Origin of the sequence: Colwellia sp. MB3u-55, assembly GCF_014076785.1 — a bacterium.
In the GTDB taxonomy this organism is placed as follows: Bacteria; Pseudomonadota; Gammaproteobacteria; order Enterobacterales; family Alteromonadaceae; genus Colwellia_A.
Genome location: NZ_JACGUS010000120.1, coordinates 38,672 through 63,903, shown reverse-complemented (window position 1 = coordinate 63,903; position 25,232 = coordinate 38,672). Strand labels below are relative to the sequence as shown.

General features: G+C 37.6%; 23 protein-coding genes and 1 pseudogene. 3 read left to right on the top strand and 21 right to left on the bottom strand.

Translation table 11 applies throughout. The annotated features are described in order from the left end of the window. Nucleotides 1-40: 40 nt before the first annotated feature. On the bottom strand, nt 41-640 hold the full coding sequence (locus tag H4J66_RS15725; protein WP_182175921.1) for a YjaG family protein: 600 nt from the start codon (nt 638-640) through the stop codon (nt 41-43). Between the two features lie 112 nt (nt 641-752). Continuing rightward, nucleotides 753-1,553 (bottom strand): SapC family protein, encoded by an 801-nt coding sequence (locus H4J66_RS15720; RefSeq protein WP_259368627.1) that lies wholly within the window; start codon nt 1,551-1,553, stop codon nt 753-755. A 196-nt stretch (nt 1,554-1,749) separates the two neighbouring features. Here H4J66_RS15720 and H4J66_RS15715 point away from each other — a divergent pair, with 196 nt between their 5' ends. Further along, a complete protein-coding gene (locus H4J66_RS15715) occupies nt 1,750-2,070 on the top strand; it encodes a hypothetical protein (RefSeq protein ID WP_182175920.1) in 321 nt (106 codons plus the stop codon). A 109-nt stretch (nt 2,071-2,179) separates the two neighbouring features. On the opposite strand, the gene pgi is transcribed toward H4J66_RS15715, so the two are convergent. From pgi to H4J66_RS15700, 3 genes are all read right to left on the bottom strand, one after another. Continuing rightward, the gene (gene pgi / locus H4J66_RS15710) at nt 2,180-3,808 is read right to left on the bottom strand and encodes a glucose-6-phosphate isomerase (RefSeq protein WP_182175919.1); all 1,629 of its coding nucleotides are present in this window, start codon (nt 3,806-3,808) and stop codon (nt 2,180-2,182) included. Between the two features lie 554 nt (nt 3,809-4,362). After that, a complete protein-coding gene (locus tag H4J66_RS20835) occupies nt 4,363-4,554 on the bottom strand; it encodes a hypothetical protein (RefSeq protein WP_409049366.1) in 192 nt (63 codons plus the stop codon). A 101-nt stretch (nt 4,555-4,655) separates the two neighbouring features. Further along, nucleotides 4,656-6,539, bottom strand: coding sequence for a TonB-dependent siderophore receptor (locus H4J66_RS15700; RefSeq protein ID WP_182175918.1), 1,884 nt, complete (start codon nt 6,537-6,539; stop codon nt 4,656-4,658). Between the two features lie 308 nt (nt 6,540-6,847). On the opposite strand from H4J66_RS15700, the gene H4J66_RS15695 reads away from it, so the two are divergent. Next, nucleotides 6,848-7,363, top strand: coding sequence for a peptide-methionine (S)-S-oxide reductase (locus H4J66_RS15695; protein ID WP_182175980.1), 516 nt, complete (start codon nt 6,848-6,850; stop codon nt 7,361-7,363). A 71-nt stretch (nt 7,364-7,434) separates the two neighbouring features. Here the strand turns inward: H4J66_RS15695 and H4J66_RS20485 are convergent. Next, nucleotides 7,435-7,554, bottom strand: a pseudogene (locus H4J66_RS20485) (N-succinylarginine dihydrolase); the annotation flags it as partial. Between the two features lie 168 nt (nt 7,555-7,722). On the opposite strand from H4J66_RS20485, the gene H4J66_RS15685 reads away from it, so the two are divergent. Continuing rightward, a complete protein-coding gene (locus H4J66_RS15685; protein ID WP_182175917.1) occupies nt 7,723-8,430 on the top strand; it encodes a lipoyl protein ligase domain-containing protein in 708 nt (235 codons plus the stop codon). Between the two features lie 1,766 nt (nt 8,431-10,196). On the opposite strand, the gene H4J66_RS15680 is transcribed toward H4J66_RS15685, so the two are convergent. The 15 genes from H4J66_RS15680 to H4J66_RS15610 all read right to left on the bottom strand — a co-directional run bounded on the left by H4J66_RS15680 (nt 10,197) and on the right by H4J66_RS15610 (nt 25,226). After that, nucleotides 10,197-11,204, bottom strand: a complete 1,008-nt coding sequence (locus tag H4J66_RS15680; protein WP_182175916.1) for an MBL fold metallo-hydrolase — start codon at nt 11,202-11,204, stop codon at nt 10,197-10,199. 518 nt (nt 11,205-11,722) lie between these two features. Next, nucleotides 11,723-13,555 (bottom strand): glutamine--fructose-6-phosphate transaminase (isomerizing), encoded by a 1,833-nt coding sequence (glmS, locus tag H4J66_RS15675; protein ID WP_182175915.1) that lies wholly within the window; start codon nt 13,553-13,555, stop codon nt 11,723-11,725. 12 nt (nt 13,556-13,567) lie between these two features. Continuing rightward, on the bottom strand, nt 13,568-14,329 hold the full coding sequence (locus tag H4J66_RS15670) for a DeoR/GlpR family DNA-binding transcription regulator (RefSeq protein ID WP_182175914.1): 762 nt from the start codon (nt 14,327-14,329) through the stop codon (nt 13,568-13,570). A 192-nt stretch (nt 14,330-14,521) separates the two neighbouring features. Then, nucleotides 14,522-15,895 carry a bifunctional UDP-N-acetylglucosamine diphosphorylase/glucosamine-1-phosphate N-acetyltransferase GlmU gene (gene glmU / locus H4J66_RS15665; protein ID WP_182175913.1) on the bottom strand — a complete coding sequence of 458 codons (1,374 nt, stop codon included), beginning with the start codon at nt 15,893-15,895 and terminating at the stop codon, nt 14,522-14,524. A gap of 266 nt (nt 15,896-16,161) precedes the next feature. Next, on the bottom strand, nt 16,162-16,584 hold the full coding sequence (locus H4J66_RS15660; RefSeq protein WP_070375313.1) for a F0F1 ATP synthase subunit epsilon: 423 nt from the start codon (nt 16,582-16,584) through the stop codon (nt 16,162-16,164). Between the two features lie 74 nt (nt 16,585-16,658). Next, complete coding sequence (gene atpD / locus H4J66_RS15655; RefSeq protein ID WP_070375312.1) at nt 16,659-18,044, bottom strand: F0F1 ATP synthase subunit beta; 1,386 nt, start codon at nt 18,042-18,044, stop codon at nt 16,659-16,661. A gap of 58 nt (nt 18,045-18,102) precedes the next feature. Continuing rightward, nucleotides 18,103-18,963: a F0F1 ATP synthase subunit gamma gene (gene atpG / locus H4J66_RS15650; RefSeq protein WP_182175912.1), complete on the bottom strand. Its 861-nt coding sequence runs from the start codon at nt 18,961-18,963 to the stop codon at nt 18,103-18,105. Nucleotides 18,964-18,990: 27 nt separating this feature from the next. After that, nucleotides 18,991-20,532, bottom strand: coding sequence for a F0F1 ATP synthase subunit alpha (gene atpA, locus H4J66_RS15645; protein WP_070375310.1), 1,542 nt, complete (start codon nt 20,530-20,532; stop codon nt 18,991-18,993). A gap of 16 nt (nt 20,533-20,548) precedes the next feature. Continuing rightward, nucleotides 20,549-21,082 carry a F0F1 ATP synthase subunit delta gene (gene atpH, locus H4J66_RS15640; RefSeq protein WP_070375309.1) on the bottom strand — a complete coding sequence of 178 codons (534 nt, stop codon included), beginning with the start codon at nt 21,080-21,082 and terminating at the stop codon, nt 20,549-20,551. A gap of 14 nt (nt 21,083-21,096) precedes the next feature. Further along, a complete protein-coding gene (gene atpF, locus H4J66_RS15635; RefSeq protein ID WP_070375308.1) occupies nt 21,097-21,567 on the bottom strand; it encodes a F0F1 ATP synthase subunit B in 471 nt (156 codons plus the stop codon). A 40-nt stretch (nt 21,568-21,607) separates the two neighbouring features. Continuing rightward, complete coding sequence (atpE, locus tag H4J66_RS15630) at nt 21,608-21,835, bottom strand: F0F1 ATP synthase subunit C (protein ID WP_086745850.1); 228 nt, start codon at nt 21,833-21,835, stop codon at nt 21,608-21,610. 72 nt (nt 21,836-21,907) lie between these two features. Beyond that, a complete protein-coding gene (gene atpB, locus H4J66_RS15625; RefSeq protein ID WP_182175911.1) occupies nt 21,908-22,762 on the bottom strand; it encodes a F0F1 ATP synthase subunit A in 855 nt (284 codons plus the stop codon). A gap of 47 nt (nt 22,763-22,809) precedes the next feature. Beyond that, nucleotides 22,810-23,205 carry an ATP synthase subunit I gene (locus H4J66_RS15620; protein ID WP_310650673.1) on the bottom strand — a complete coding sequence of 132 codons (396 nt, stop codon included), beginning with the start codon at nt 23,203-23,205 and terminating at the stop codon, nt 22,810-22,812. A 311-nt stretch (nt 23,206-23,516) separates the two neighbouring features. Then, the gene (locus tag H4J66_RS15615) at nt 23,517-24,401 is read right to left on the bottom strand and encodes a ParB/RepB/Spo0J family partition protein (protein WP_070375305.1); all 885 of its coding nucleotides are present in this window, start codon (nt 24,399-24,401) and stop codon (nt 23,517-23,519) included. 27 nt (nt 24,402-24,428) lie between these two features. After that, nucleotides 24,429-25,226, bottom strand: coding sequence for a ParA family protein (locus H4J66_RS15610; protein WP_182175910.1), 798 nt, complete (start codon nt 25,224-25,226; stop codon nt 24,429-24,431). Nucleotides 25,227-25,232 lie beyond the last annotated feature (6 nt).

Below are 25,232 nucleotides of genomic sequence, written 5' to 3'. Positions count from 1 at the left end.
TCCTAATTGTTTAGTTATTCTAATAAGTAGGTTGTGCATCCTAAGTAATTTCAATACCTAAATTGGATAATCCTTCCTCAAGAACCATCGCTTTAATCTTAATACAGGTTTCTTTATTTTCAGGAGAGTCTTTTAGTGCGTAATAGAGCTCATTTTGCGTATCAAACTCCCACTCCATTAATGGGTGTTGTTCAATTTCTTTAGTCGTAATGTCACTGTCGTCATTAGCGTCTCTTTGATCAGCGATCATCAGTTCAACATAATAAGTTACGCTATTCTCTGATAATCGTGAGACAATTTCAGCGCCTTCCACCTCTTTATCTTGCATCGCCTGTAAAAGTGACATTGTTGCCATAGTTGCATCAATGGCTGGAAATACCCCAAAAAAATCAAAACCTTCTGGATCGGGAATTTGTGGCTCCAGTTTATTTATTTGTGCTTCATAATTTATTTTACAACGATTATTTTTATCAAGCCATTGCCAGATAAGCTCTAATTGATTAAGTAATACTAAAAATTCACCAAAATCTGCATGTTCAGAAAAAACTTTATAATTGGGTATCATTCGCTCTAATAATGCAGCAGAAAAAGCGATCTGTTGCCATTGACTTAAATGGGAAAAAGGAAGTTGAATAGCCACTGTACTCTCCATGGAAAAGTTTAAAAAATGAGTATATCCCAGAATATAACATTACGTTTATTTAGATATAAAAAAAGAGCCATAAGGCTCTTCTCTTAAAACTCTTAAGCGATTACGCTTCAGCAGTTTCTTTAGCAAATTGTATTTGAATAGCCGTTACTTTTTGCTCACTATCAGATAGATTGCGTAATTGAGCTAAACGATTAATTTGACCAATCGATCCTAACATCGCATGAATAGGAATAAATAGACCTCGTTTATGGAAATCTAAAACTTTAGCTTCGCTAAGTTCCTGAAGTTTTTTCTCGTTAATACCAAATAAACCAACCAGTTTTTTATTTTCACCGGTACTGAAATTAATGTGCAATTCTAATTCTTGCAATAAATCATTTTCAGCTAATTCAACCATAAATCTTTCAGTCATGGTTTCATTTTCATATAAACGGCCTAATGATTCTTGAACGTTTTTATAAAAATCGGTAACCAAACCTTCAGCATCAAACAAGGCATTATCTTTATCATCGCCTACATAGGCACTGTCTAAATCGATATAAGTCGTTAACGTTTTTTCTTTATCTGGGTCTATACCTAAACCAAATGGCACCATAGATGCACCATGTGGTAAGTAAGTACCAGTCCAACGTTCATCTTTATAGTATAAGTTTTCGCCAGCTTCTAGTCCTAGCATAACGATACTGCGGAAGCTTGAGCCCTCAGGCTGCTTAACTAAGAAGATAGGAAAGCTGTTAGCGGCTTTAGTATATTCTGCTGCGGTAATTGGAGCAATGTGTTGCTTCTCAATATGTTCTAAGCCACGTTTAGTAGTAACTTTTAAATTCTGGTGTTGATCTTTTCTTACTGGAACGACGTTAGCCATAATAATATTCTTCTCTTTAATGCATGCGCTTTTCATTTAAAACTTTAGCGCTTATATAATGTTATAAATAGTTATGGTGCCAATAGGGCGAGCTTTCAATGGTATATAAAAAAAAATGTTATTTTTATTTAAATATTAAATCACTTTTCACTCTACACAATAAGTCCGCTATACTTTTGTAAAGAATATCAAGTAGCTAATACTTCCTTATTATCTAAATAATGTAAATTTAATGAAAAACTTACTCATCACCTTATTTTTTGCTGTATTAATATTGTTATTAACAAATATCGTCCATGCAAAGCCAAAAACAAAAACTATTTATGGCCGTAATTTAGACGGATTTGCACAGGTTAAAATAAAAAACAACACAACTGAAAGCCTTGCCTGTTACGTTGCAATCGATGGGTATAAAATTAAATTTCGATTACAGGCACTTCGTGAATCAAAATGGTACACAGCCACAGATAAAGGTTTTCAATATCGTAGCTTTAGTTCTTGGTGCGACTTCTTAACTTTATACCCCGAGTATTTAAAATATCAAACCTTCTAATTATTGATAGATGCAAATAACAAAATATATAAATCCCACTTAAATAGACCAAAAAAATAGCGCTAAGAAAATTAGCGCTAATAGGTGACTATTGACTAGGTTTTAGCATTTATCGAGCTCTGTAAAGCTTAATAAGGGCATTCGTTGAGCCATCCATATCTAGCGTTTCACTGGGGTCAGTTATTTTTGTCAGTACTTTATTACCCAGCGACTTGCCTAATTCAACCCCCCATTGGTCAAAAGAGTTCACTTTCCAAATAACCCCCTGCACAAACACTTTATGCTCATACATCGCAATTAAACTGCCAAGCACCTTAGGTGTTAACTTTTCAAATAAGAGCGTGTTACTGGGTTTATTACCCTCCATAACTTTATGTGTAGACAGCTTTTGAATCTCTGATACATCACAGTTCGCTTTTTTCATTGCCGCTTTTACTTCTTCGAGACTTTGCCCCGCCATTAAAGCCTGACTTTGACCAAAACAGTTAGACGCCAGCATATCATGATGATTACCCATCTCATGAAAAGGAAATAATGGCATCAAAAAATCAACAGGAATAGGGGTTTTGCTTTGATGAATAAGTTGATGAAACGAGTGCTGACCGTTGGTCCCTTCGCTTCCCCAAATGATTGGCCCCGTATCATAAGACATCGATTTATTATCTAGTGAAATAGATTTTCCGTTACTCTCCATATCCAGCTGTTGGATATATGCCGGTAAACCCCGTAAATAATGGTAATAAGGTAATAAGACTTGTGATTGTGCGCCATGAAAGTTTCGGTACCAAATACCTAATAACGCCAAAATAACCGGGAGATTTTTTTCAAGTGGCGCCTGGGTGAAATGTTCATCCATTTCAAACGCCCCTTGTAAAAAGTCACGATAATGCTCAAAACCTATAGCTAAGGCTAAGGGTAAGCCAATCGCAGACCACACCGAATAACGTCCTCCCACCCAATCCCACATCGGAAAAATATTATCTTTATCTATACCTAATGCTTGCGCGGCCTCAACATTAGACGACACACAGGCAAAGTGATGTTTAACGTTTTCGGTGGTAGCAGTAGCAACAAACCAATCACGTGCTGTTAGGGTATTACGCAGTGTTTCTTGGGTAGTTAAGGTTTTAGATGACGTAATAAAGAGCGTCGTTTCAGGATTAACTTTAGCAAGCACATCATGAATATGACAACCGTCAACGTTCGCAATAAAATGGACGTTTAACTGGCTTTGTTGATAAGGTTTTAGTGCCTCTGACATTATTTTAGGTCCAAGAAAAGACCCACCAATGCCAATACTAATCACATCCGTAAATGCTTTGCCGGTATAGCCTACTTTTTTACCTGATGAAATATCATTAACAAAAATCTCAAGCTTAGCCAGCGTTGTTTGTATTTGTGGCATCACATCGACACCATCAACATAGACAGCGTTCCCTGAAAAGTTACGTAACGCGGTATGTAATACCGGACGATTTTCAGTGGTATTAATCGCCGAGCCATTAAACATTTGAGCTCGCTTATCGACTAAGCCAGATGACTGTGCCAAATTCATGAGTAAATGCATGGTTTCATCAGTAACACGGTTTTTCGAATAATCGAGCATTATTCCCGCGCCAGAAAGTGAAAAATTATTAAAACGTTCCGTATCTTGCGTAAATAAATCGCGCATTTGTACTGGTACGTTTTTATTATAATGATTAACGAGTGACTTCCACTCAGGGGTGCTTGGTAACATACCCGTTATATCCTAATTAAAAAGAGGAGACTGACTACAAAGTCACATGATAGCGCAACCTTTAGGTATCGGTCATATTTATACGAATAAATCATTAAAAATGATTAGAGAGTTGGCTTTAAATACCCTAAACATATATTAACATCTTCTATTGAGTCTATAATCACCGCAACACGTTGATGAATATGAGATGATATGATTGTTAATATATGCTCGTGTTCAGTAAAAGCTTTAACCTAAGCCTTTTCAACAAACATGGCTAAGAGATTTTCTTCATACAACAAACGTTATTTAGCCAGTTCATGAGAATTTTTAGTGTCACTGGAGTAGCAAAAAATACCGCTACAAGAAAAAAAAGATGAACATTGCCCATCATAGTGCCATTCCAACGCATGTTATATTTTTTTAGCAAGCGCGCCTTCATTACCTAACAGTAGAGCACTAATGTAACCTGTAAAGCCCGATGAACACTGAGTAAAGTTTAACATATGGAGCGCAAACTCTGCTGCCAGTGTCGGTATTTCCAGTTTTGCGGTGGTCAGTAAACAGCAGTCTTATGTACTATCTAATGTATATAAACGCGACGGACCGTCTGATGTCAGCGCCAGCATGGTCGAGGAACCATATAAAACATAGCTTACACATACTTGCTCTGCCCCTTGTTGAGCAAATTGTAATTTACTGGTTACGAGAACGTCATCTTTGGCGAGATATATGGTAAATATAGAGCCTATTTGACAATTGATATCGATAACTATTTGTAATAGTTTTCTATTATATAATTATACTGAGCATTGATTTACCCCAAACCAATAATCTGGGGCCGATGCAAGTACTTTTAAGTATTTTACCAGTGGTAGGTAGCACTAATAGTGTATTGTTCTCCGCGTCCGGGAGTACCTGGCACTTCTTCAAAAGATTCATCCCAAAGATTATCTGCTGCAAATACAATATCCAAACCTTTAAACTGCGCAGGAGAAATTTTTACTGTAAAGTGGGTAAATAAAGCATCGTCATCACCGTTTCTAAGCATATTTTCTTCTTGTTTACGCCACTCGTTATCAACACGAATTTCAACGATGTCGGTTGGGTACCAGATCACCCCTAATGTTACGCGGTGATCTGGGTAATTCAAAGCATAAAAGCTAGCATCGATATCTGTAGTACCATAATTTTCAGATTTATCAAAGAAGGTATAGCTGGTGATGATTTCTGCATGCTCAAAACGCTTTACCGCCAGTAGTTCTAGACCTAGCGTATCGATATCGACCGGATTTGCAGAACGAGCAGAGGTTGAACTCAAACTATAGGTCCAATCAGTTAAATCATGATCTTGTCGATAAAAAATAGCTGTATTAAGACGCCAAGTTTCTCGATCTAATGCCAAACCTAATTCAATGTTTTTAGTGGTTTCTCGCTTAAGATCATAGTTACTTCTAAACAATCCCCCCGCATTACTCCCTCCTATAGCGGTATAACCTGCCACTTGACTCGCTTCTGCATAAGAGAAATAAAGTGTTTGTGAACTGTCATCAGCATTAATGATATTCCACGTTATATCACCAATTAATGACACTTGTGAATCGTCACGGTTAGTGTCGTCAAAAGCAGCACCAAGACGAAAAGTTAACTGTTGATCCTCTTGTAGATCCATTCGATATTCAGGCAAAACACTGAGTTTGTAATAATGGCGAGAGGTAAAGTTATTTTCAAGCGTCGTTGATTCAATTTTGTCTGCTATAAACTGGCTTGAGTAATTGAGGGCAAATGATGCTGTTTGTGCATGGCGACCAGAAACTGCTATCGACTTAACCTCAGTTTCATGAAACGCTTGAAATACATTAGGATTTTCACGCGAAAAAACATAATGGTCGTTGTTACGACGAAAATAAGTGGAAATTTCAAAGCTGCTGTCTTGTGCATACTGCTGTTGATGATTAAGTATTAATAATCGTGTTTTAATGTCTTCAGTTTCATTAACATTAAATGGCGTGTACATATTTGGCCAGCCAAAAAACTTTTCTTGAGAGCCAAAAAATAGATCAGTCTGTGATGATGGTCCAACTAACTGAATACGAGCAGAAGCACGTTGAAAATCGTGGTCGCCATTATCTATTGTACCGTCACTTTCAGAGCGAGAGTATTCAGCTTCAACCCCGATAGTCCAATCGGTATAATCAGCCAATGCCACACTAACGCCACTGTGTACGCGTTGTAGATTAAAGTTATTGTTACCAGCACCAATTGAAACACTACCTGCAGTTTTAATCCCTGTCCAGTCTCGCGAAACAGTGCCTACCGAGCTGTTAACACCGAGTAGAGCATTATCTGCACCGGTGAGTATATTAGCATTAGATAACATTTCCTGAGCAATAGGAATTTCGGCAAAGTAATGTCCAGTTTGCGGATCAAATAAGGTCGCGCTGCCCACCCTAAAGCCAGTATTTTCGAAAATACCACCACGTATAGTTACATCGGCTTGAGCTTCTGCCATATTTCGCGACTGTAGGTCAACGCGCGGATCATATTCTAGATTTGAAACTGGCGAACCAAAAGTCCCCACAGGTTTAGTATTAGCCGTGGTTGAAGCCTCAATCGTAATTCGCTCAATATTATCACTTAATTTTTTACTTACATCGTTGCTTACATCATGAGTATCGTTGGCTACCGATGAAAAGCTTGATAGGTTAAATAATAAAAAGAACAAAGCAATTGGTACAACTCTAATCATGTTAATCTTCTCTAATTATACTGTTTATTTTTAAGTAAAAACGATTTTATATATTCCCCAACTCATCAACGTAAGATAATGTTGAGGTTTATTTGAAAGGTAGTAATCGTTACGTGAATCAATATTATATCTTAGCGAGTAAAATATTACACATGGTAACCATACCCAAATTATAACGGTTTACAACTGGATACATAACAATCATATTTATAACAAACAGAGTAGTAAAAACATATTACTAGCAATTACAGTCATCAATAGCATAATACATAAAACTTAATTCACCTCTTACTAAAGGCTAACAATTGATAAAAACACAACAATATAATAAGCAGGCTAAGAGGACGCAAGAAATTATTTATTTTGCCGGTGGTTGCCTTTGGGGTGTACAAGAATTTATGAAGTACTTACCTGGAGTGTTTACCACAGAAGCAGGTCGAGCTAATGGCTTAACCAATTCTACCAAAAGTAGTTATGATGGCTATGCAGAGTGTGTGAAAGTAACCTTTTACCCAAACGCTGTTAATCTTGATAAACTAATAGATTACTTTTTTGAAATTATTGACCCTTACAGTGTCAATAAGCAAGCCGAAGATATTGGCAAAAAATACCGTACCGGCATATACAGTGAACATAGTAGTCACCTCAACACGGCTATTGAGTATATTACCCGTCACAACAATGCAAAGAAAATGGTGGTTGAAGTGTTGCCGCTGCTCAATTATGTGAAAAGCGATAAAGAACACCAAGAAAGGTTAACTCGCTTTCCTAATGATTATTGTCATATTCCTAAGGATATATTACATAAATACAAAGAGTGCTAACAAACTGCCTTATGCCAATATTTAGCTATCCAGACAAAGTGATACATTGCTTTATCAGCCATTATTGGTTCCTGAAAACAATAAACTGATCCTAGCGATAAGATCTGAGAAAGCTCATCTATTGCTGTTCGTGACTCAATAACCAATTGTGGGTCTCCTAAATCATCTATCCGCAATCTATCGCGGTAATGGGCTATGTCGCAAGCTCAACACCCGCTGATGTAGCTGCTGCTCGAACCCGAGACTTCCACCCTTATCATGGGTGTTTTACCTATACACTTACTAACTTCCTTGGTAAATTATTCTGATCTAGCGATAAAATACTGACACTCAACATGATACCCGTATAAGAAGTTAATATGAGCCGCAATAAACTCCTACATTACCAACAAACCTCTGTCGATAAGGTCTTTGAAAAAGAAACAGCGCTTATTGCTCAAATCCAAACTGGTGAGCTCAAGCAGTGCTTAATGCTTTGGCAAGCTAAAGAAGCTACTTTGGTATTACCTGCAGGTAAGAAATGGCCAAAATCAGAGGCACTTAAAGCGGGTTTGCTAGCCAATGAATGGCTGTTAAATTCACGTAAAACCGGTGGTGCCCCAGTGCCGCAATGTCCAGGTATTATAAATTTATCTCACCTTTATCTTTGGTCAAAAGATACACCGTATTCAATTCCTCAAGCTTACGACAACCTATGTACAGTGTTACATGGTTTTTTTCATCAATTTAACTTGGTTAGCAAAGCACATGCGACAAAGTTCTCTTACTGTGATGGTGATTACAATATTAATATTAACGGTAAAAAAATAGTGGGTACAGCGCAGCGGGTGATATTAAAAAAAGGGGGTGGCAAGATAGTGTTAGCACAAGCCTTTATTCTTATTGACGTGTTATTAGATGAGATTATAAAACCGGTTAACTTATGTTATCAACTATCGGATAAAACGGAGCGTGTACAAGCGCAGGTGCATACTGCACTTTTTGAACATATTACAGAGCGACCTCCTATTATTCAGCTGTATCAGCAGTTAACTCAGGCTTTTGTTGATAGTGATTTATATTCATAAACAGCTATTCATAATAAAGTTATATACCGAGATCAATGAAGATACAGCGATTTCAAACAATAGCTTGATTTTAATGATAGTGAGATCATCATAGTTGCATGAAATTGATTAATCTTACCCAAGGTTAAAATGACGAACAAGATATCCTACACAATAGTACAAGTGATGGAAGCATTCTCGACAAGATTAAAGCGTTATTAATGTGCTCTAAAGATTGACCACCACGAATGATAGCACAAGCGTTGCGCTTCCATAAAACAACGATTATTCTTCATATCAATAACTATACTGAAAAAAGATAAATTGAAGCCTGACAATAGTCAGGATCAAGGATATTTTTCAATCGTTCAATGTAAAGCCTTTTTGAACATTTACATGAACATACCTATCGTTATGCCTACCAAATAACTCACTATATTGAAGAGACTTTTAATGTATGTTTTAGAACTTTCGGTTTGAATAAATAGCTGCATTAATACGACTATAGCTATAAACAACACAAAGGTGTTCTACATAAATTTGACGAAGATAAACAAGCTAAATTTATTAAAGCGCAGAAAGCACTTAAAGAAAATGTAGGTGACGATATTATTGTTACATGGACCTGAACCTAAGTTACCTAAGCAATTAGCAGTAGGAGTAACAGAGGATGTTCATACCTTATATGCCCTTCATTTCATACGTCGATAGTTATCATTGAGTTGTTGATAAGCATTAATTACCTTCACGCACCGCCAAAGAGGAGTATGTATCCGCGTATTAAACTGAGTTAAAAAGAACTACTGAACACAGCCAGGGATAAGTTTGGTTTACTGGCTAAAAATCCCCTAAATAAGTGAAAAAATGTACCGTATGGGAGGAAATAACATTAAACTACAAATAATAATTATGCTGGAAAGTTTCAGAGGAAAATCAACGCATACCATCACCCTATAGATGAGTTAAATTTCTCATAGGTGCAGACATCACGTAGTTTCTTCATTGTGAGCTTTGTTGACAGCCGTTTTAAATAGAAAATCATCACAGCAGTGATTTCGATACGGATGATCTATAAACCTTTACTATGTGATCATAAACTCTATGGCACAAGGCCCCATACCACCTTAGAATATATACTTTAAGTCGCAATCGAGCCGATATAGAAACATTAAATTTAATACATAAGAAGTCAAGTAAATGAGTATTAATATAATGTCCACTTTAGATATTTCAAATCAAATTTAAGTATTTATTTTTCAAATTTCAAGATAAAAATTTAGAACACTTCATTATCTAATGTAGGGTATATTTTGTCGGATCAGTTACCGTTAGGTAATCTAAGCGTAACGTCCGCTATCGTATTTTTACTGACGATAACTGCTGGTTATTATTTGGGTCAACAAATAGCCCTGGCTATGTGAAAACTATTTTGAACTTGCGTAATTTGGAAATATCAACAAATAAGGCTCTGTAGATTTGAATCTGTAGTAAGTTTGGTGTCAAACTACCTTTGAATTTACGTAACGTTGCATAAAAATTCTACGCTGAGAGTTTTGACGCAGCCTAATCCAAAAGTGAACATAAATTTTTGAGATTTTATCGGCAGATCAGAGCCTTAAGCCGACCTTTTCTTTTGCTATAAATCACCTAAATAAAATGCATACTGCAATCTCATTGCAGACGCTGGGCTTTCATCAACACTAACTATTGCAGCCATAGTCTATTGTTATGTTTTTTAGCCTAAAAATATATAAGTGCTATCAATAATGAACTGACTATAATATAACCTAAATTGAATAAGGTTTTCCAAAAGTAGGAATAATTACTTTTAGAGGATCCATATTTAATCTCTTAATTTCTTCATTAAGAGACTCAATTGGATCATTATATCCCTCATCAGTTAACTTAAAAGTCCCAAAGTGAATACCGATCATTTTCTTACTTTCTAAGTCTCTAAATGCTTGAAGAGAGTCCTTTGGGTTAAGGTGGGCATATTTCATGAACCATCTAGGTTCATACGCTCCAATTGGAATCAAAGAAAGATCCGGTGCACCGAGTTTATCTTTAATTTTTTTAAAGAATTTCCCGTATCCGGTGTCTCCTGCAAAGTATATCTTATAATTATTTTCAATATAAAACCCACCCCAAAGCATTTCTCTTTTATCGAATAGACCTCTGGCTGACCAATGCTGGGAAGGAACAAAAGTAATCTTAGTATTATTAGCTGTTATATTTTGCCACCAATCCAGATCGACACCGGCTTCAATTCCATTCTTTTTTAAAAATGACTTTGTTTTAAGTCCTGCAACGAATTTGGGAGCATCTCTCTCATTTAATCGCTTAAGCGTATCAAGATCTAGATGGTCATAATGATTATGAGATATAAGAACGATATCTATTGAAGGCAGATCATCGAAGGCAATACCGGGCTTAACGACTCTTTTGGGTCCAGCAAATTGAACAGGTGAAGCTCTGAGTGAATAATGAGGATCTATTAGTATGTTTAAATTATCAATCTGAATAAGAACTGATGCATGGCTGATTACAGTAATTATTGGCTTTACCGATCTTTGGCTAGAAGGTTTAAACTGTTTGGAGTAAATTTCATCTGGCCAAGGGGTAGACTCACTTATAGCCTTAATTTTCCAACTGAGTAGGTCAAATATACTTTTATCGTCAAAAGGCTCAATGTTATCAAATTTAACACCGTCAAAAGGGGCGTTAGTCTTTGCATAAGGTTGAGATACACAAGAAGATAGGAAAATGGTAAATATTAACGCTGAGAGTTTTTTCATTTAGCTTGCTCATTTTTCTTAGTATTTATTTCTTCTTGGCACAAAGATTTCATACGATCACGAACTAAAAAAGTTCACACACTTAACTATAAAATAACAGCTAGAAGCGTTTAAATTCGCTAGTTATTGATGTTAATGTCCGCTTTTGTATCAAAGTGATCATTATAATGGATGATTTATATTGGTAAATTTAGACCGTTTTTTCGCAACTACTGCCCTTAGAGTTATACTTTAGAAATTAACTATTTCAAAGTTTAATTAAAATTTTTGAAAAGTATTTTCGGTGTTCAAACGTAATGATTCCCGTTTCCATCTTTATTTAGAAGGTTTTAACAGTCGCAATTCGTGTTTATCAGCGTTTATGCTTTAACTAAACTAGATGAAATGCCCTAAAGTTCAGCTTAAAGCTAATAAAAAAGCAATTACTCTTAAGAATAATTGCTTCTAGTTTCGTATTTTATTTCGAATTTCGTACTTTATTTCACTGGTACAACATTTATACCTTCAAAAAAGTCTCTCTACTCAACGGTAACTGATTTTGCTAAGTTACGAGGTTGGTCAACATCTGTGCCTTTAATTATTGCGACATAATATGAAAGCAATTGTAGTGGTAACGTATAAACAATAGGTGCGATTAAATCGTCACATACCGGCACATTAATAACTTTCATCGTATCATCACTGGCAAAATTTGCTTCACTGTCAGCGAATACATACATTAAGCCACCACGCGCGCGAACCTCTTCAACATTTGATTTAAGCTTTTCAATTAAATCATTTTTAGGCGCAACAACAATTACAGGCATATCAGCATCGATTAACGCTAATGGGCCATGTTTTAATTCACCAGCAGCGTATGCTTCAGCGTGGATATAAGAGATTTCTTTTAACTTCAAAGCCCCTTCCATAGCGATAGGATATTGGTCGCCACGACCTAAAAACAAAGCGTTGTGTTTATCAGCAAAGTCTTCCGCTAAATCTTCAATAGAACTTGCTAGTGCTAAGACTTCTTCTAGTTTACTGGGTAAAGCCATTAATGAACTGGCGATTTCATTTTGAACCGCTTCACTCATACCGTGATGTTTACCTATAGCCCAAGTCATCATTAACAAGCCGACTAACTGTGTGGTAAATGCTTTGGTAGAAGCGACGCCAATTTCTGCACCGGCTTTGGTCATGAAAGCAAGATCAGATTCACGCACTAAAGATGAACCGGCTACGTTACAAATAACTAAGCTGGCTTTATAGCCAAGCTCTTTTGCTAAGCGAAGTGCCGCTAAAGTATCAGCTGTTTCACCCGACTGAGAGATAGTTACAATTAAGGCATTTTTAGGAACATGAGACTTTCTGTATCTAAACTCACTGGCAATCTCTATATTACAAGAAACACCTGCTAGCGACTCTAACCAATACCGTGCTACCATACCTGAATGGTAGCTAGTACCACAGGCAATAATCTGTACGTGTTCGATACCCTTAAATATTTCATCAGCGCCTTCACCAAAAGTATTCATATCGAGCACATTACCAGACAAGCGCCCCTCTAAAGTATTGCGGATAGCCGTAGGTTGTTCGTAAGTTTCTTTCAGCATGTAGTGACGGTATTCACCTTTATCGCCACTGTCTTGACTGATATCTTGTTCTTTTGCTTCACGCTTTACGGGTACGCCGTTAGTATCAAAGACGTTAACTTCAAAACGAGTAACTTCAGCAACATCACCTTCTTCAAGAAAAGCAAACTTTCGGGTGACCGGTAATAGCGCCATCATATCAGAGGCTATAAAGTTTTCACCTACGCCATAACCTATCACTAAAGGGCTCCCAGAGCGTGCAACAACTACACGACTCTTATCGGTAGTATCAAGTACAACGGTGCCATAGGCGCCATCAAGCTGCTTAACTGTTTTTTGTACTGCTTCAAGTAAGGTCGCTGATGTTTTCAATTCAAGATGAACTAAATGAGCAATAACTTCAGTATCTGTTTCTGAGACAAATTCGTAGCCCATGCCCTGCAAACGTATTCTTAAACTTTGATGATTTTCGATGATACCATTATGAACAACAGCGATATTTTGACTAGATACATGTGGGTGAGCATTCACTTCACTTGGCGCACCATGAGTAGCCCAGCGCGTATGAGCAATACCTGTTCCACCTGATAAAGGGTTTGTTATTAAAGCGTCTGCTAACTCTTGTACTTTGCCTAAGCGGCGTACTCTGTTTAATTGGTTGTTATTATCGATAATAGCAACACCGGCTGAGTCATATCCGCGGTATTCTAGGCGTTTTAACCCTTCAACTAATATATCTGCTACATCACGTTGTGCTACAGCACCTACGATCCCACACATAGTTTTTTCCTTTTATTTTGCAATGAGTAATTTAACGTCTTGTTCTAAGAGTTTGGCTTTGAGTTCATCAGGCAGATCTGCATCAGTGATCAGTATGTCTATATTTTGCCAAGGAATTTCAACGTTAGGTATTTTACGATTAATTTTTTCAGATTCAACAAGTACAATAACTTCACGAGAGACATCTGCCATCACGCGGCTAAGCCCTAATAGCTCATTAAAAGTAGTCGTGCCACGCTCTATATCGATACCATCGGCACCAATAAAAAGTTGGTCAAAATCATAAGATCTCAAGACACTTTCTGCTACTTGACCTTGAAAAGACTCAGAATGTGTATCCCAAGTGCCCCCGGTCATCAGTAATGTCGGTTCATTTTCAAGCGCATGCAAATCAGAAGCTATTGCTAAAGAGTTGGTCATTACGATTAAACCTTGTTTACTATTAAGCTCTTTCACTAAGGCTGAAGTCGTACTACCGCTGTCGATTATGATGCGGTTATGATCACGAATAAGTGTCGCCGCTTTACTGGCGATTGAAACCTTTCGTTTCGAAACTTTATCAGACTTATGCTCAATAATATCTCTAGGCAAAGGCACAGCTCCACCGTAACGTCTGAGCAATAATCCGCTATTTTCTAGCGCAGCTAAATCTTTTCTGATGGTTACTTCTGAAGTAACGAATTTTTTTGCAAGACTATCGACACTTACTTCTCCGTGCTCATTAAGCTCAGAGATAATGCTGTGGCGACGCTGCTGGGTGTTTCTTTTTGACATGCGATTAAGTTTATCTTTTGTTTCGTCACTTATCTTACAGAATAAGTTTCGTTTAGTAACTTAAGCTATTAGAACAAAAGTATGCTTTTATGGCAATAAATATTTATTTGACTGATATTAATCCTAATTCATATCAGTGAACATAAAAAAGAGGCGCATATTGTGCCTCTTTCATTTTAAATATCAATTAACCTAGCTTTTTTTGGTTGGTCTTTGCCAGTCGGCTATATTTCTTTGTTTACCTCTAGCAACCGCAAGTTCATTGGCTGCTACATCTTTAGCAATAACAGAGCCCGCACCTATGGTAGCATTAGCACCAATAGTAACCGGGGCCACTAACGAACTATTTGAACCGACGAAAGCACCGTCATCTATAATGGTTTTAAACTTATTAACCCCGTCATAGTTACAAGTGATGGTTCCAGCACCAATATTAACATTTTGACCAATAATCGTATCGCCCAAATACGTTAAGTGTCCCGCTTTACTACCAGCTCCTAAAGTTGTTTTTTTCATTTCAACAAAATTACCAACATGAGAGTCTTTATTCATTACAGAGCCGGGGCGCAGTCGAGCAAATGGGCCGACAGAACAGTCTTTACCAACGACGGCGTCTTCGATAATACTATTTGCTTTAACTATGCTATTTTCGCCGATTGTACAATTTTTTAAAATACAATTGGCACCGATTTGCACACCATTAGCTAAAGAAACATCACCTTCAAAAATACAATTAATGTCGATATGCACTTCTTCTCCGATGATTACGTTTCCGCGAATATCGATGCGGTTAGGATCACGTAAGCTTGCCCCCGCTATCATTAACGCTTCGGCTTCACGTAGTTGGAAAGCTCGTTCTAATGAAGCAAGTTGCACTCGATTATTGGCACCTTCAACTTCAATCTCGGTATCGGGATGAGCAGTAGCAATAGTTTTACCTTCATGATGACATGCGGCAATAATATCAGTTAAATAATATTCACCTTGGGCATTGTCACTTGACAGATTTGCTAACCAACGCTTTAAATCTCCACCATTTGCTAATAAAATTCCAGTATTAGCTTCAGTAATTAATAACTGTTCGGCCGAAGCATCTTTTTGCTCTATGATGCCAACCACGGCATTATCTTTACGCATAATACGTCCGTAGCCAGTAGGATCAGCTAAATTTACCGTTAGTAACCCCATACCATGGTATGGCTTAACCGCTAATAATTTTTCTAATGTGCTAACTTTGGTCAGTGGTACATCACCATAAAGCACTAAAACATTTTCATTATCTTTAATGAAAGGTGATGCCATGTCTACGGCATGTCCGGTACCTAGTTGTTCTTTTTGTTCAATAAATGTTAAATCGTCATTTGCACTACTATTCGCTATTGTCGCTTTTAATACTTCACCACCAAAGCCATAGACAATATAAATATTATCAGCGTTTAATTGGCGTGCAGCATTAATGACATGGCTAACCATAGGTTTGTCAGCAATTGCGTGAAGTACTTTAGGGAGTGATGAACGCATGCGAGTACCTTTACCCGCGGCAAGAATGACAACTGAAAGAGACATAGTATATCCGTTATTTATGTTTTTGATGGTAATAACAAATATTGTAACCTTGTTTTAACAGATAAACTATAGCCATGTAGCGCTATAAGTGTCTGATATATTTTTACATCATCAAGATTAATTGTTTAGCAAGCTTCAGTAAATTTAACCAAGTGGCTGTGTGGTTAAACTTAATTAGCCATTATATTAAAGACAAAAAAAAGCGATATATACCTTAAGTAAATATCGCTTTTCTGTCACTAAAACTCAGTGCTTTGTCTGTAAAGTTAGACTTTTTTATTAGACGCTTGTATTACGCGTAATTGCGCAGTTACTCGCGCTAATTCAGCCGCAACTTCAGCAAAACCAACATCTCCGCCATGGGCGTTCATGTGTTTTTCTGCACGTTGCTTAGCTTCTAAGACTTCTTTTTCATCCAAATCGTCTGCACGTATCGCTATATCAGCTAATACGGTTACGTTATTTGGTTGAACTTCTAACATGCCGCCAGAAAGATATATAACATCTACTGAGCCACCATATTTAACAATACGAGCCATACCAGGTTTTAGCGAGGTCAATAAAGGTGCGTGACCAGGCATAATACCTAGTTCACCTTCTGAACCTGTGATCTGTAATGATTCAATACGTCCAGAGAATAGATTCTCTTCCGCACTTACTACATTTAGATTTACCGTCATTGCTGACATTTTGACCTCCTAAAGTAGGCGGTTAGATAGTCAATAAGTCGATGACTTATGTTAACCTAACACGCCCAAGCAAATTACATGTTTTTAGCTTTTTCAACTGCTTCTTCGATAGAACCAACCATATAAAAAGCTTGCTCAGGTAAATCATCGTATTCGCCTGCAAGTAAGCCTTTAAAACCACTAATAGTGTTTTTAAGTGACACATACTTACCAGGAGAACCGGTGAATACTTCAGCAACAAAGAACGGTTGAGATAAAAAGCGTTGAATCTTACGTGCACGATTCACAGCTAATTTGTCTTCTTCAGATAATTCATCCATACCTAAGATGGCGATAATATCTTTAAGCTCTTTGTAACGTTGTAATGTTGATTGAACACCACGGGCAGTTTCATAATGCTCAGCGCCAACAACTAATGGATCAAGTTGACGAGAAGTAGAATCTAGTGGGTCAATTGCAGGGTAAATACCTTGCGAAGCGATATCACGACTCAATACAACCGTTGCATCTAAGTGAGCAAAGGTAGTAGCTGGAGAGGGATCAGTCAAATCATCTGCTGGTACGTATACCGCTTGGATTGAAGTGATTGAACCTTTCTTAGTTGAAGTAATACGCTCTTGAAGTACACCCATTTCTTCAGCAAGAGTTGGTTGATAACCAACCGCTGATGGCATACGACCAAGAAGTGCAGATACTTCAGTACCGGCTAATGTATAACGGTAAATATTATCAACAAAGAATAATACGTCACGACCTTCATCACGAAATTTCTCAGCCATTGTTAAACCTGTAAAGGCAACACGTAAACGGTTTCCTGGAGGCTCGTTCATTTGACCGTAAACAAGAGATACTTTATCAAGTACATTTGAATCGTTCATTTCATGATAGAAATCGTTACCTTCACGAGTACGCTCACCTACACCAGCAAATACTGAGTAGCCGCTATGCTCAATCGCGATGTTACGAATAAGTTCCATCATGTTAACAGTTTTACCAACACCAGCACCACCGAACAAACCTACTTTACCACCCTTAGCGAATGGACAAACTAGATCGATTACTTTTATGCCAGTTTCAAGTAGTTCATTTGACATCGCTTGGTCAGCGTATGCTGGCGCTTGGCGGTGAATTGACCACTTTTCTTCTTCGCCGATTGGGCCAGCTTCATCGATAGGCTCACCCAATACGTTCATGATGCGACCCAAAGTTGCAGTACCTACTGGAACTTGGATATTCTCACCTGTGTTTTCTACATTCAGACCACGACGTAAACCGTCAGATGAACCCATGGCGATAGTACGAACTACGCCACCACCAAGTTGCTGTTGTACTTCAAGTACTAAGCCACTAAGGTTACCTTCAGTTATTTTTAACGCGTCATATACCTGAGGTACAGCATTTTGTGGAAATTCTACATCCACAACTGCGCCAATGATTTGGACGACTTTACCTGTACTCATGTTTAATCCTCTAATCTTGTGCTCTTATTTACTAATAAAATAAACAAAGAACTTTTGTTTATACCGCTGCTGCACCAGCACAGATTTCACCCAATTCTTGAGTAATACTTGCTTGACGCGCTTTGTTATATACCAATTGTAAATCATCAATTAAGTCACCCGCATTATCTGTTGCAGCTTTCATTGCAACCATACGAGCAGCTTGTTCACAGGCGAGATTTTCAACCACACCTTGATATACTTGCGATTCCGTATAACGAACGAGCAGTTTTTCAAGTAAAACTTGAGCATCAGGTTCGTATAAATAATCCCAGCTATGCTTAAATGCGTCATCATCTGATTTAGGCAAAGGTAGAAGTTGATCGATTGTTGGATTTTGCGTCATGGTATTAACAAACTTGTTATATACAATGAACAATCTATCTATCTCACCACTATCATAGGCATTCAACATCACCTTAACACTACCAATTAAATCAGTTAGTGAAGGATTGTCACCTAATCCAGACTTCTGCGACACTATTTTAGCACCAATATTGTTAAAAAATGACGTAGCTTTAGAACCCACTATGGCAAATTCAACATCGGCGCCCGCTGTTTGGTGTGTACCCGCATCAACAAGTACCTTTTTAAATAAATTAATATTTAAACCACCACACAAACCACGGTCTGTTGAGACAACGATATAACCTACACGCTTGACTTCACGTTCAACCATATATGGATGACGAAATTCTAAATTACCAAGTGCGACGCGACCGATCACATCTCGCATATTCTCAGCGTATGGACGAGATGCAGCCATGTTATCTTGCGCTTTGCGCATTTTACTAGCTGCAACCATTTCCATTGCGCTGGTGATCTTCTGTGTATTTTTTACACTTCCAATCTTTGATTTAATCTCTTTACCACCAGCCATGACTATTCTCCAAAAAGGTGAACTAAATTACCAAGTTTGAGTAGCTTTAAAAGCTTCAATTGCTTTTGCTAAACCAGACTCAATATCTTTGTTATAGTCGCCTTTTTCATTGATAGTAGCCATCAACTCAGCGTGATCATTGTTTACGTAAGTGCGTAATGCATCTTCAAAATCAACCACTTTAGCGATTTCAACATCGTTCAAGTAACCTTTTTCTGCGGCAAATAACGATACGGCTGTTTCAGCAATTGACAATGGACTGTATTGCTTTTGCTTCATCAGTTCAGTAACACGTTGTCCATGCTCTAATTGAGCACGAGTCGCGTCATCTAAATCTGAAGCAAATTGAGCAAATGCAGCTAATTCAGCATATTGTGCTAAGGCTAAACGTATACCACCACCTAACTTCTTGATGATCTTAGTTTGCGCAGCACCACCAACACGAGAAACAGAAATACCGGCGTTAACAGCAGGACGAATACCTGAGTTAAATAGGTTAGACTCTAAGAAAATCTGACCATCAGTAATTGATATTACGTTAGTTGGTACGAAAGCAGATACATCACCCGCTTGCGTTTCAATGATAGGTAAAGCCGTTAATGAACCCGTTTTACCTTTAACTGCACCATTGGTGAACTTTTCTACGTATGCTTCGTTTACACGAGCAGCACGTTCAAGTAGACGACTATGAAGATAGAAAACGTCACCTGGGTAAGCTTCACGACCTGGTGGACGACGTAAAAGTAATGAAATTTGACGGTAAGCAACAGCTTGTTTTGACAAATCATCATATACGATTAATGCATCTTCACCACGATCTCGGAAGTATTCACCCATAGTACAGCCAGAATATGCTGACAAGTACTGTAGTGCGGCAGCTTCAGAAGCACCAGCAACAACAACGATAGTATTATCTAACGCGCCGTGCTCTTCTAAAGAACGTACTAAGTTAGCAACTGTAGAAGCCTTTTGGCCTATTGCTACGTATACACACTTAATACCGGTATCTTTCTGGTTAATAATGGCATCTAAAGCGATGGCAGACTTACCGATTTGACGGTCACCAATGATAAGTTCGCGTTGGCCACGGCCAATTGGAATCATTGAATCAATTGATTTAATACCTGTTTGTACAGGTTGATCAACAGATTTACGTTCGATAACACCTGGTGCTAAAACTTCAACAGGAGAAAAACCATCATTTTCAATAGGTCCTTTACCGTCAATAGGCTCACCCAAAGTGTTAACCACTCGACCTAATAAACCACGACCTACTGGTACTTCTAAAATACGACCAGTACTTTTAACTTTTACGCCTTCAGCTAAGTCAGCGTATGGACCCATAACTACCGCACCGACCGAATCACGGTCAAGGTTTAACGCGATAGCAAAACGGCTACCAGGAAGTTCGATCATTTCACCTTGCATTACATCTGCAAGGCCATGTATACGAATAATACCGTCAGTTACAGAAACGATAGTACCTTCGTTGCGAGCTTCGCTGACAACGTCAAACTGTTCAATACGATTTTTGATCAGTTCGGCGATTTCAGTGGAATTCAGTTGCATGCTCTTTTCCCTTATTCTAGGATTGTAAAATTGTTGCTAAACGGCTCAATTTACCTTGTATAGAGCCATCAATTACCATGTCATCAGCTTTAATAATTAAACCTGAAATAATAGTCGCATCGACAATACAATTAAGCTTAACTTTTCGAGCCAGACGCTTTACAAGCGCGGCGCTAAGTGTTGTTTTTTGCTCTGCTGTAATTTCTACAGCTGAGGTTACATCCACAGTAACTTCTTGCTCAAATTCAGCTTTAAGTGCTAAAAATTGCGTCAAAACATGTGGTAGCACCAACAAGCGTTCGTTTTCTGCCATTATTTTCAAGAAATTTTGGCCTTGACTGTCTATTTGCTCGCCACAAACACTTAAAAAAAGTGCTTGTGCCTGCTCGACTGAAGCACCACCAGAAAGAACCCCTTTAATGGTTTCATCTTTGGCAACTTCAGCAGCAAAGGTTAGCTGTGATAACCAGCTATCAATAGCCTTTGCTTCAACAGCAAAATCGAACGCTGCTTTAGCGTAAGGACGAGCGACAGTTGTCAATTCAGACATAGCTCTATTCCCTCTTAAAGTTCAGCGACGAATTTATCTAAGATGTCACTATGTGTGGCGGCATCAATAGAACGTTCAAGAATCTTCTCGGCACCGGCTACAGCAAGAATAGCAAATTGTTTGCGCAATTCTTCTTTAACACGGTTACGTTCAGTTTCGATTTCTGTGTGACCTGTAGCTAAGATTTTTTCTTTCTCAGCTTGAGCTTTTACTGCAGCTTCTTCAACTATTTGCGTTTCACGTTTTTTCGCTGCTTCAATAATTTCGGCAGCTTGTGACTTAGCTTCTCTAAGTTGAGCAGTAGCTTTTTCTTGAGCAAGCTCAAGATCATTTGCAGCACGGTCTGAAGCAGCAAGTCCATCAGCGATCTTTTTCTGGCGAGCTTCAATAGCATCGTTCAATGGTGGCCATACATATTTCATGCAGAACCAAACAAAAACAACGAATGCTATTAATTCACCAATTAGAGTGGCGTTTAAATTCACAACCGCTCCTCCTTAATAGTAAGCTGTTCAAATAATGAAATTAAAGTACAAACAATAATACCATCGCGATACCAACACCGATCATAGCAACGGCATCGATCAAACCAGCTAAAATAAACATTTTCACTTGTAGTGAAGGAGCTAGTTCTGGTTGACGTGCACACGCTTCCAAGAATTTACCACCCATGTTACCAAAGCCAATTGCAGTACCAATAGCACCAAATCCGATTAGTAAAGCAACTGCGATAAACTTAATCGCTTCAGGCATTGTTAATATTTGTTCCATTTTTTTCTCCAAAGTTTTAATTGTAAAGTTAAAGTTAAAGTTAAAGGTTAAAAATTAATGATTATCAGAACTCGCCATACTTAAGTAAACGATTGTTAGCATCATAAAGACGAATGCTTGCAATACGATAACTAATATATGGAATACAGCCCAGACAAAGTGCAATGGAAGCTGCATCAAACCAACAGCGCCAATTAAGATGAATATTAATTCACCGGCATATAAGTTACCAAACAAACGTAGTGCTAATGAAAATGGCTTAGCAACAAGAGCAATGGTCTCAAGTAATAAATTACAAGGGATCAAAAATACCATCGCTAACTTGTTTTTGGTGTTGAACGGATGCAAGGTTAATTCTTTAACAAAGCCGCCAAGACCTTTTATTTTTATTGAATAAAATATCATCAATAAAAAAACACCAAGTGCTAGTGCAGCTGTTAAATTAATATCTGTTGTTGGTACAACTTTCATGTAGACATCATGACTATCCATACCGAAAGCAGTTTCACCGACAAAACCAGCAAATGCAGGTAAGAAATCAACTGGAATTAAGTCCATTAAGTTCATTAAAAAGACCCAAACAAATATCGTTAAGGCTAATGGTGCAATTAATGTACTTTTTCCTTGGAACGTTTTATTAACGTTGTCACCAACAAACTCGACAACCATTTCAATAAAACATTGAAATTTATCAGGAACACCTACAGTAGCTCCTTTAGCAGCTTTGCGAAAAGTCCACAAAAACAACATACCTAGGCCAATTGACCATGCTAGTGTATCTATATGCCATGTCCAAAACCCACTGTCACTACATGCTTTATTAAATGCTAAACCAGTATCGGTTGTACACATTTTTGCATTAGTTAAATGGTGTTGGATATGGCTTGATAAGGTGACTTCTTCTGCCATTTTATTATCCCAAAAGTTAAAGTTTATAAATCTTCATCGCCAGTTAATTAACGTTCCGTTAAAAAAACTGGCAGCAGTAATGTTAAAAACACCACCACACAATATGTGCTTAAAAATATTAGGGGTGAAATCACTAAAAATTTAAATACTAGCGCGAATAATAACGCGGTATATAGCATTTTTAATTTTACGCCACTATAGAAAGATTCCATAACCTTTCTTGAGGCACTTGCACCTGCATACTTAAATGCTTTATAAGCGAAAATAATATTAGGAACTATCACCACTATTCCACCTACAAGTATAGAGTAAGCGTATAATAGTCCCCAATTGAAATATGTTATTACAGCGCATATAACGATCAATTTTGTCATTATACCGATTTGTCTCGACGCTAATTTTCGACCAGGCGTAGTTAATAAATTTTGATAACCTTTCGCCACTGCGGTCTCCAACGTAATGCTTCGTAGTCATAGTATTTTTTAAAGTTAAAACTTTAACTTTAAAAAAGTCGTCGCAAGTATACTTAATTACAGCACTAATGCAACAAAATAGGGCGCTCATTGCCCCAATATGTACTAAATTTAACACTAAATTTAGAAAGCCTTAATCTAAAATGAAAACGTTACCTTTGAATGACATAACGAATGATAAAATAGTTAAATAAAACTTATTTTTTATAGTGGTTAATGGGTCATAAAGAATATTTTGCATTATTACCGCTTAACTACTTTAAATATAATATGTCCGTAGATTAATAAGAGTTGAAGCGAGAAATAATACTATCAAGCTCAGATAGGTCGCTGTAGGAGATAACCAACTTTCCTTTACCTTTTTTGTTATGAGCTATTGTCACCTGCGAACCAAACCTTTCTGATAAATTTTGCTCTAGACTTTTAGTATCTGGGTCTTTTTCTTTTTCTTCAATGATCTTTTCTGGTGCTTGAATCTTTTTAATTAACGCTTCTGTTTCACGCACGGTTAAATCTTTAGCAACAACAGTTCTAGCCGCATTACTTTGAATGTCTTTTTCTAATGCTAGTAACGCACGTGCATGTCCCATTTCGATATCACCATGTTCTAGCAATGTCTTAACGTCTTCATTGAGATTATTTAAACGCAGAAGATTAGAAACAGTCGTTCTAGATTTACCCACCGCATTGGCTACTTCTTGGTGCGTTAACTCAAATTCTGTTAATAAACGCTCTAATGCAATAGCTTCTTCCATGGCATTGAGATCTTCACGCTGAATATTTTCAATTAAGGCAATAGCGATTGCAGCTTCATCGGGTACATTTTTAATTAAACAAGGAACTTTGTCCATTTTAGCTAATTGCGCGGCTCGCCATCGACGCTCGCCAGCAATTATTTCATAATTGTTTTCACTAATATTTCGAACAACAATGGGCTGTATAATTCCTTGAGAAAGAATAGAATTTGATAAATCTTCTAAAGCCTCAGCAGACATATCTTTACGAGGTTGATATTTACCCTGTTGTAATTGCTCTATGGGTAAATATTGTAATTCACTGTCTTGATTAGAAGATAAATTACGTTGAGTCGCATCATCAGTTTCTTTATTTGATGTTAATAATGCATCAAGGCCACGACCTAGGCCTCTACGTTTTGCTGGACTCATAATTTTCCTTCGGGTTTATCTAAATAATTAATCAATTTTTTTTTCAGGTTTTTGTTTTTTTTGTTCTGCTTTACGTAGTATTTCACCGGCAAGTGCTAAATACGCTTTTGCACCGGTTGATGATTTATCGTAATACATTACTGGTGAGCCAAAACTAGGTGCTTCAGCTAAACGGACATTACGTGGAATAACGGTTCGGTAAACTTTATCACCAAAATGACGTTTCAATTGTTCTGATACATCATTAGCTAATCGGTTACGAGGGTCGTACATCGTTCGCAAAATGCCTTCTATATGTAAGTTAGCATTCACTACCGATGTTAATTGCGAAACTGTGTCCATAAGCGCTGTTAAGCCTTCTAATGCATAGTATTCACATTGCATAGGCACCAACACAGAATCAGCAGCAGTCATGGCGTTCACTGTCAGCATATTCAATGAAGGAGGGCAGTCAATTATAATATAATCATATTGATCGCGAATAGGGGCTAAGGCATTCTTTAGACGATGTTCTCGAGAATACACCTGCATTAATTTGATTTCAGCGGCAGTAACATCAGTGTTAGCGGCAATTAAATCATATAAACCTGACGTTTCACGACATACAACTTCTTCGAAAGACTTTTGTTCGACAAGTAATTCATAGCATGTTGCGTGCACTTCATACTTATCGATTCCACTGCCCATAGTGGCATTGCCTTGAGGGTCTAAATCAATTAATAATATTTTTCGTTTGGTTGCTGCTAGTGAGGCAGCTAAATTAACAGATGTTGTTGTTTTACCAACCCCACCTTTTTGGTTAGCAACCGCAATGATTTTTCCCACAATGAC

Excerpts from the sequence above, each read along its gene's own strand:
- H4J66_RS15685 (WP_182175917.1), top strand. The coding sequence starts at position 7,723 with ATGAGCCGCAATAAACTCCTACATTACCAACAAACCTCTGTCGATAAG.
- H4J66_RS15680 (WP_182175916.1), bottom strand. The coding sequence starts at position 11,204 with ATGAAAAAACTCTCAGCGTTAATATTTACCATTTTCCTATCTTCTTGT.
- H4J66_RS15615 (WP_070375305.1), bottom strand. The coding sequence starts at position 24,401 with ATGAGTCCAGCAAAACGTAGAGGCCTAGGTCGTGGCCTTGATGCATTA.
- pgi (WP_182175919.1), bottom strand. The coding sequence starts at position 3,808 with ATGTTACCAAGCACCCCTGAGTGGAAGTCACTCGTTAATCATTATAAT.
- atpE (WP_086745850.1), bottom strand. The coding sequence starts at position 21,835 with ATGCCTGAAGCGATTAAGTTTATCGCAGTTGCTTTACTAATCGGATTT.
- atpD (WP_070375312.1), bottom strand. The coding sequence starts at position 18,044 with ATGAGTACAGGTAAAGTCGTCCAAATCATTGGCGCAGTTGTGGATGTA.
- H4J66_RS15715 (WP_182175920.1), top strand. The coding sequence starts at position 1,750 with ATGAAAAACTTACTCATCACCTTATTTTTTGCTGTATTAATATTGTTA.
- atpB (WP_182175911.1), bottom strand. The coding sequence starts at position 22,762 with ATGGCAGAAGAAGTCACCTTATCAAGCCATATCCAACACCATTTAACT.
- H4J66_RS15720 (WP_259368627.1), bottom strand. The coding sequence starts at position 1,553 with ATGAAAAGCGCATGCATTAAAGAGAAGAATATTATTATGGCTAACGTC.
- H4J66_RS15660 (WP_070375313.1), bottom strand. The coding sequence starts at position 16,584 with ATGTCAGCAATGACGGTAAATCTAAATGTAGTAAGTGCGGAAGAGAAT.
- glmU (WP_182175913.1), bottom strand. The coding sequence starts at position 15,895 with ATGTCTCTTTCAGTTGTCATTCTTGCCGCGGGTAAAGGTACTCGCATG.
- H4J66_RS15700 (WP_182175918.1), bottom strand. The coding sequence starts at position 6,539 with ATGATTAGAGTTGTACCAATTGCTTTGTTCTTTTTATTATTTAACCTA.
- H4J66_RS15670 (WP_182175914.1), bottom strand. The coding sequence starts at position 14,329 with ATGTCAAAAAGAAACACCCAGCAGCGTCGCCACAGCATTATCTCTGAG.
- atpH (WP_070375309.1), bottom strand. The coding sequence starts at position 21,082 with ATGTCTGAATTGACAACTGTCGCTCGTCCTTACGCTAAAGCAGCGTTC.
- atpG (WP_182175912.1), bottom strand. The coding sequence starts at position 18,963 with ATGGCTGGTGGTAAAGAGATTAAATCAAAGATTGGAAGTGTAAAAAAT.
- glmS (WP_182175915.1), bottom strand. The coding sequence starts at position 13,555 with ATGTGTGGGATCGTAGGTGCTGTAGCACAACGTGATGTAGCAGATATA.
- atpA (WP_070375310.1), bottom strand. The coding sequence starts at position 20,532 with ATGCAACTGAATTCCACTGAAATCGCCGAACTGATCAAAAATCGTATT.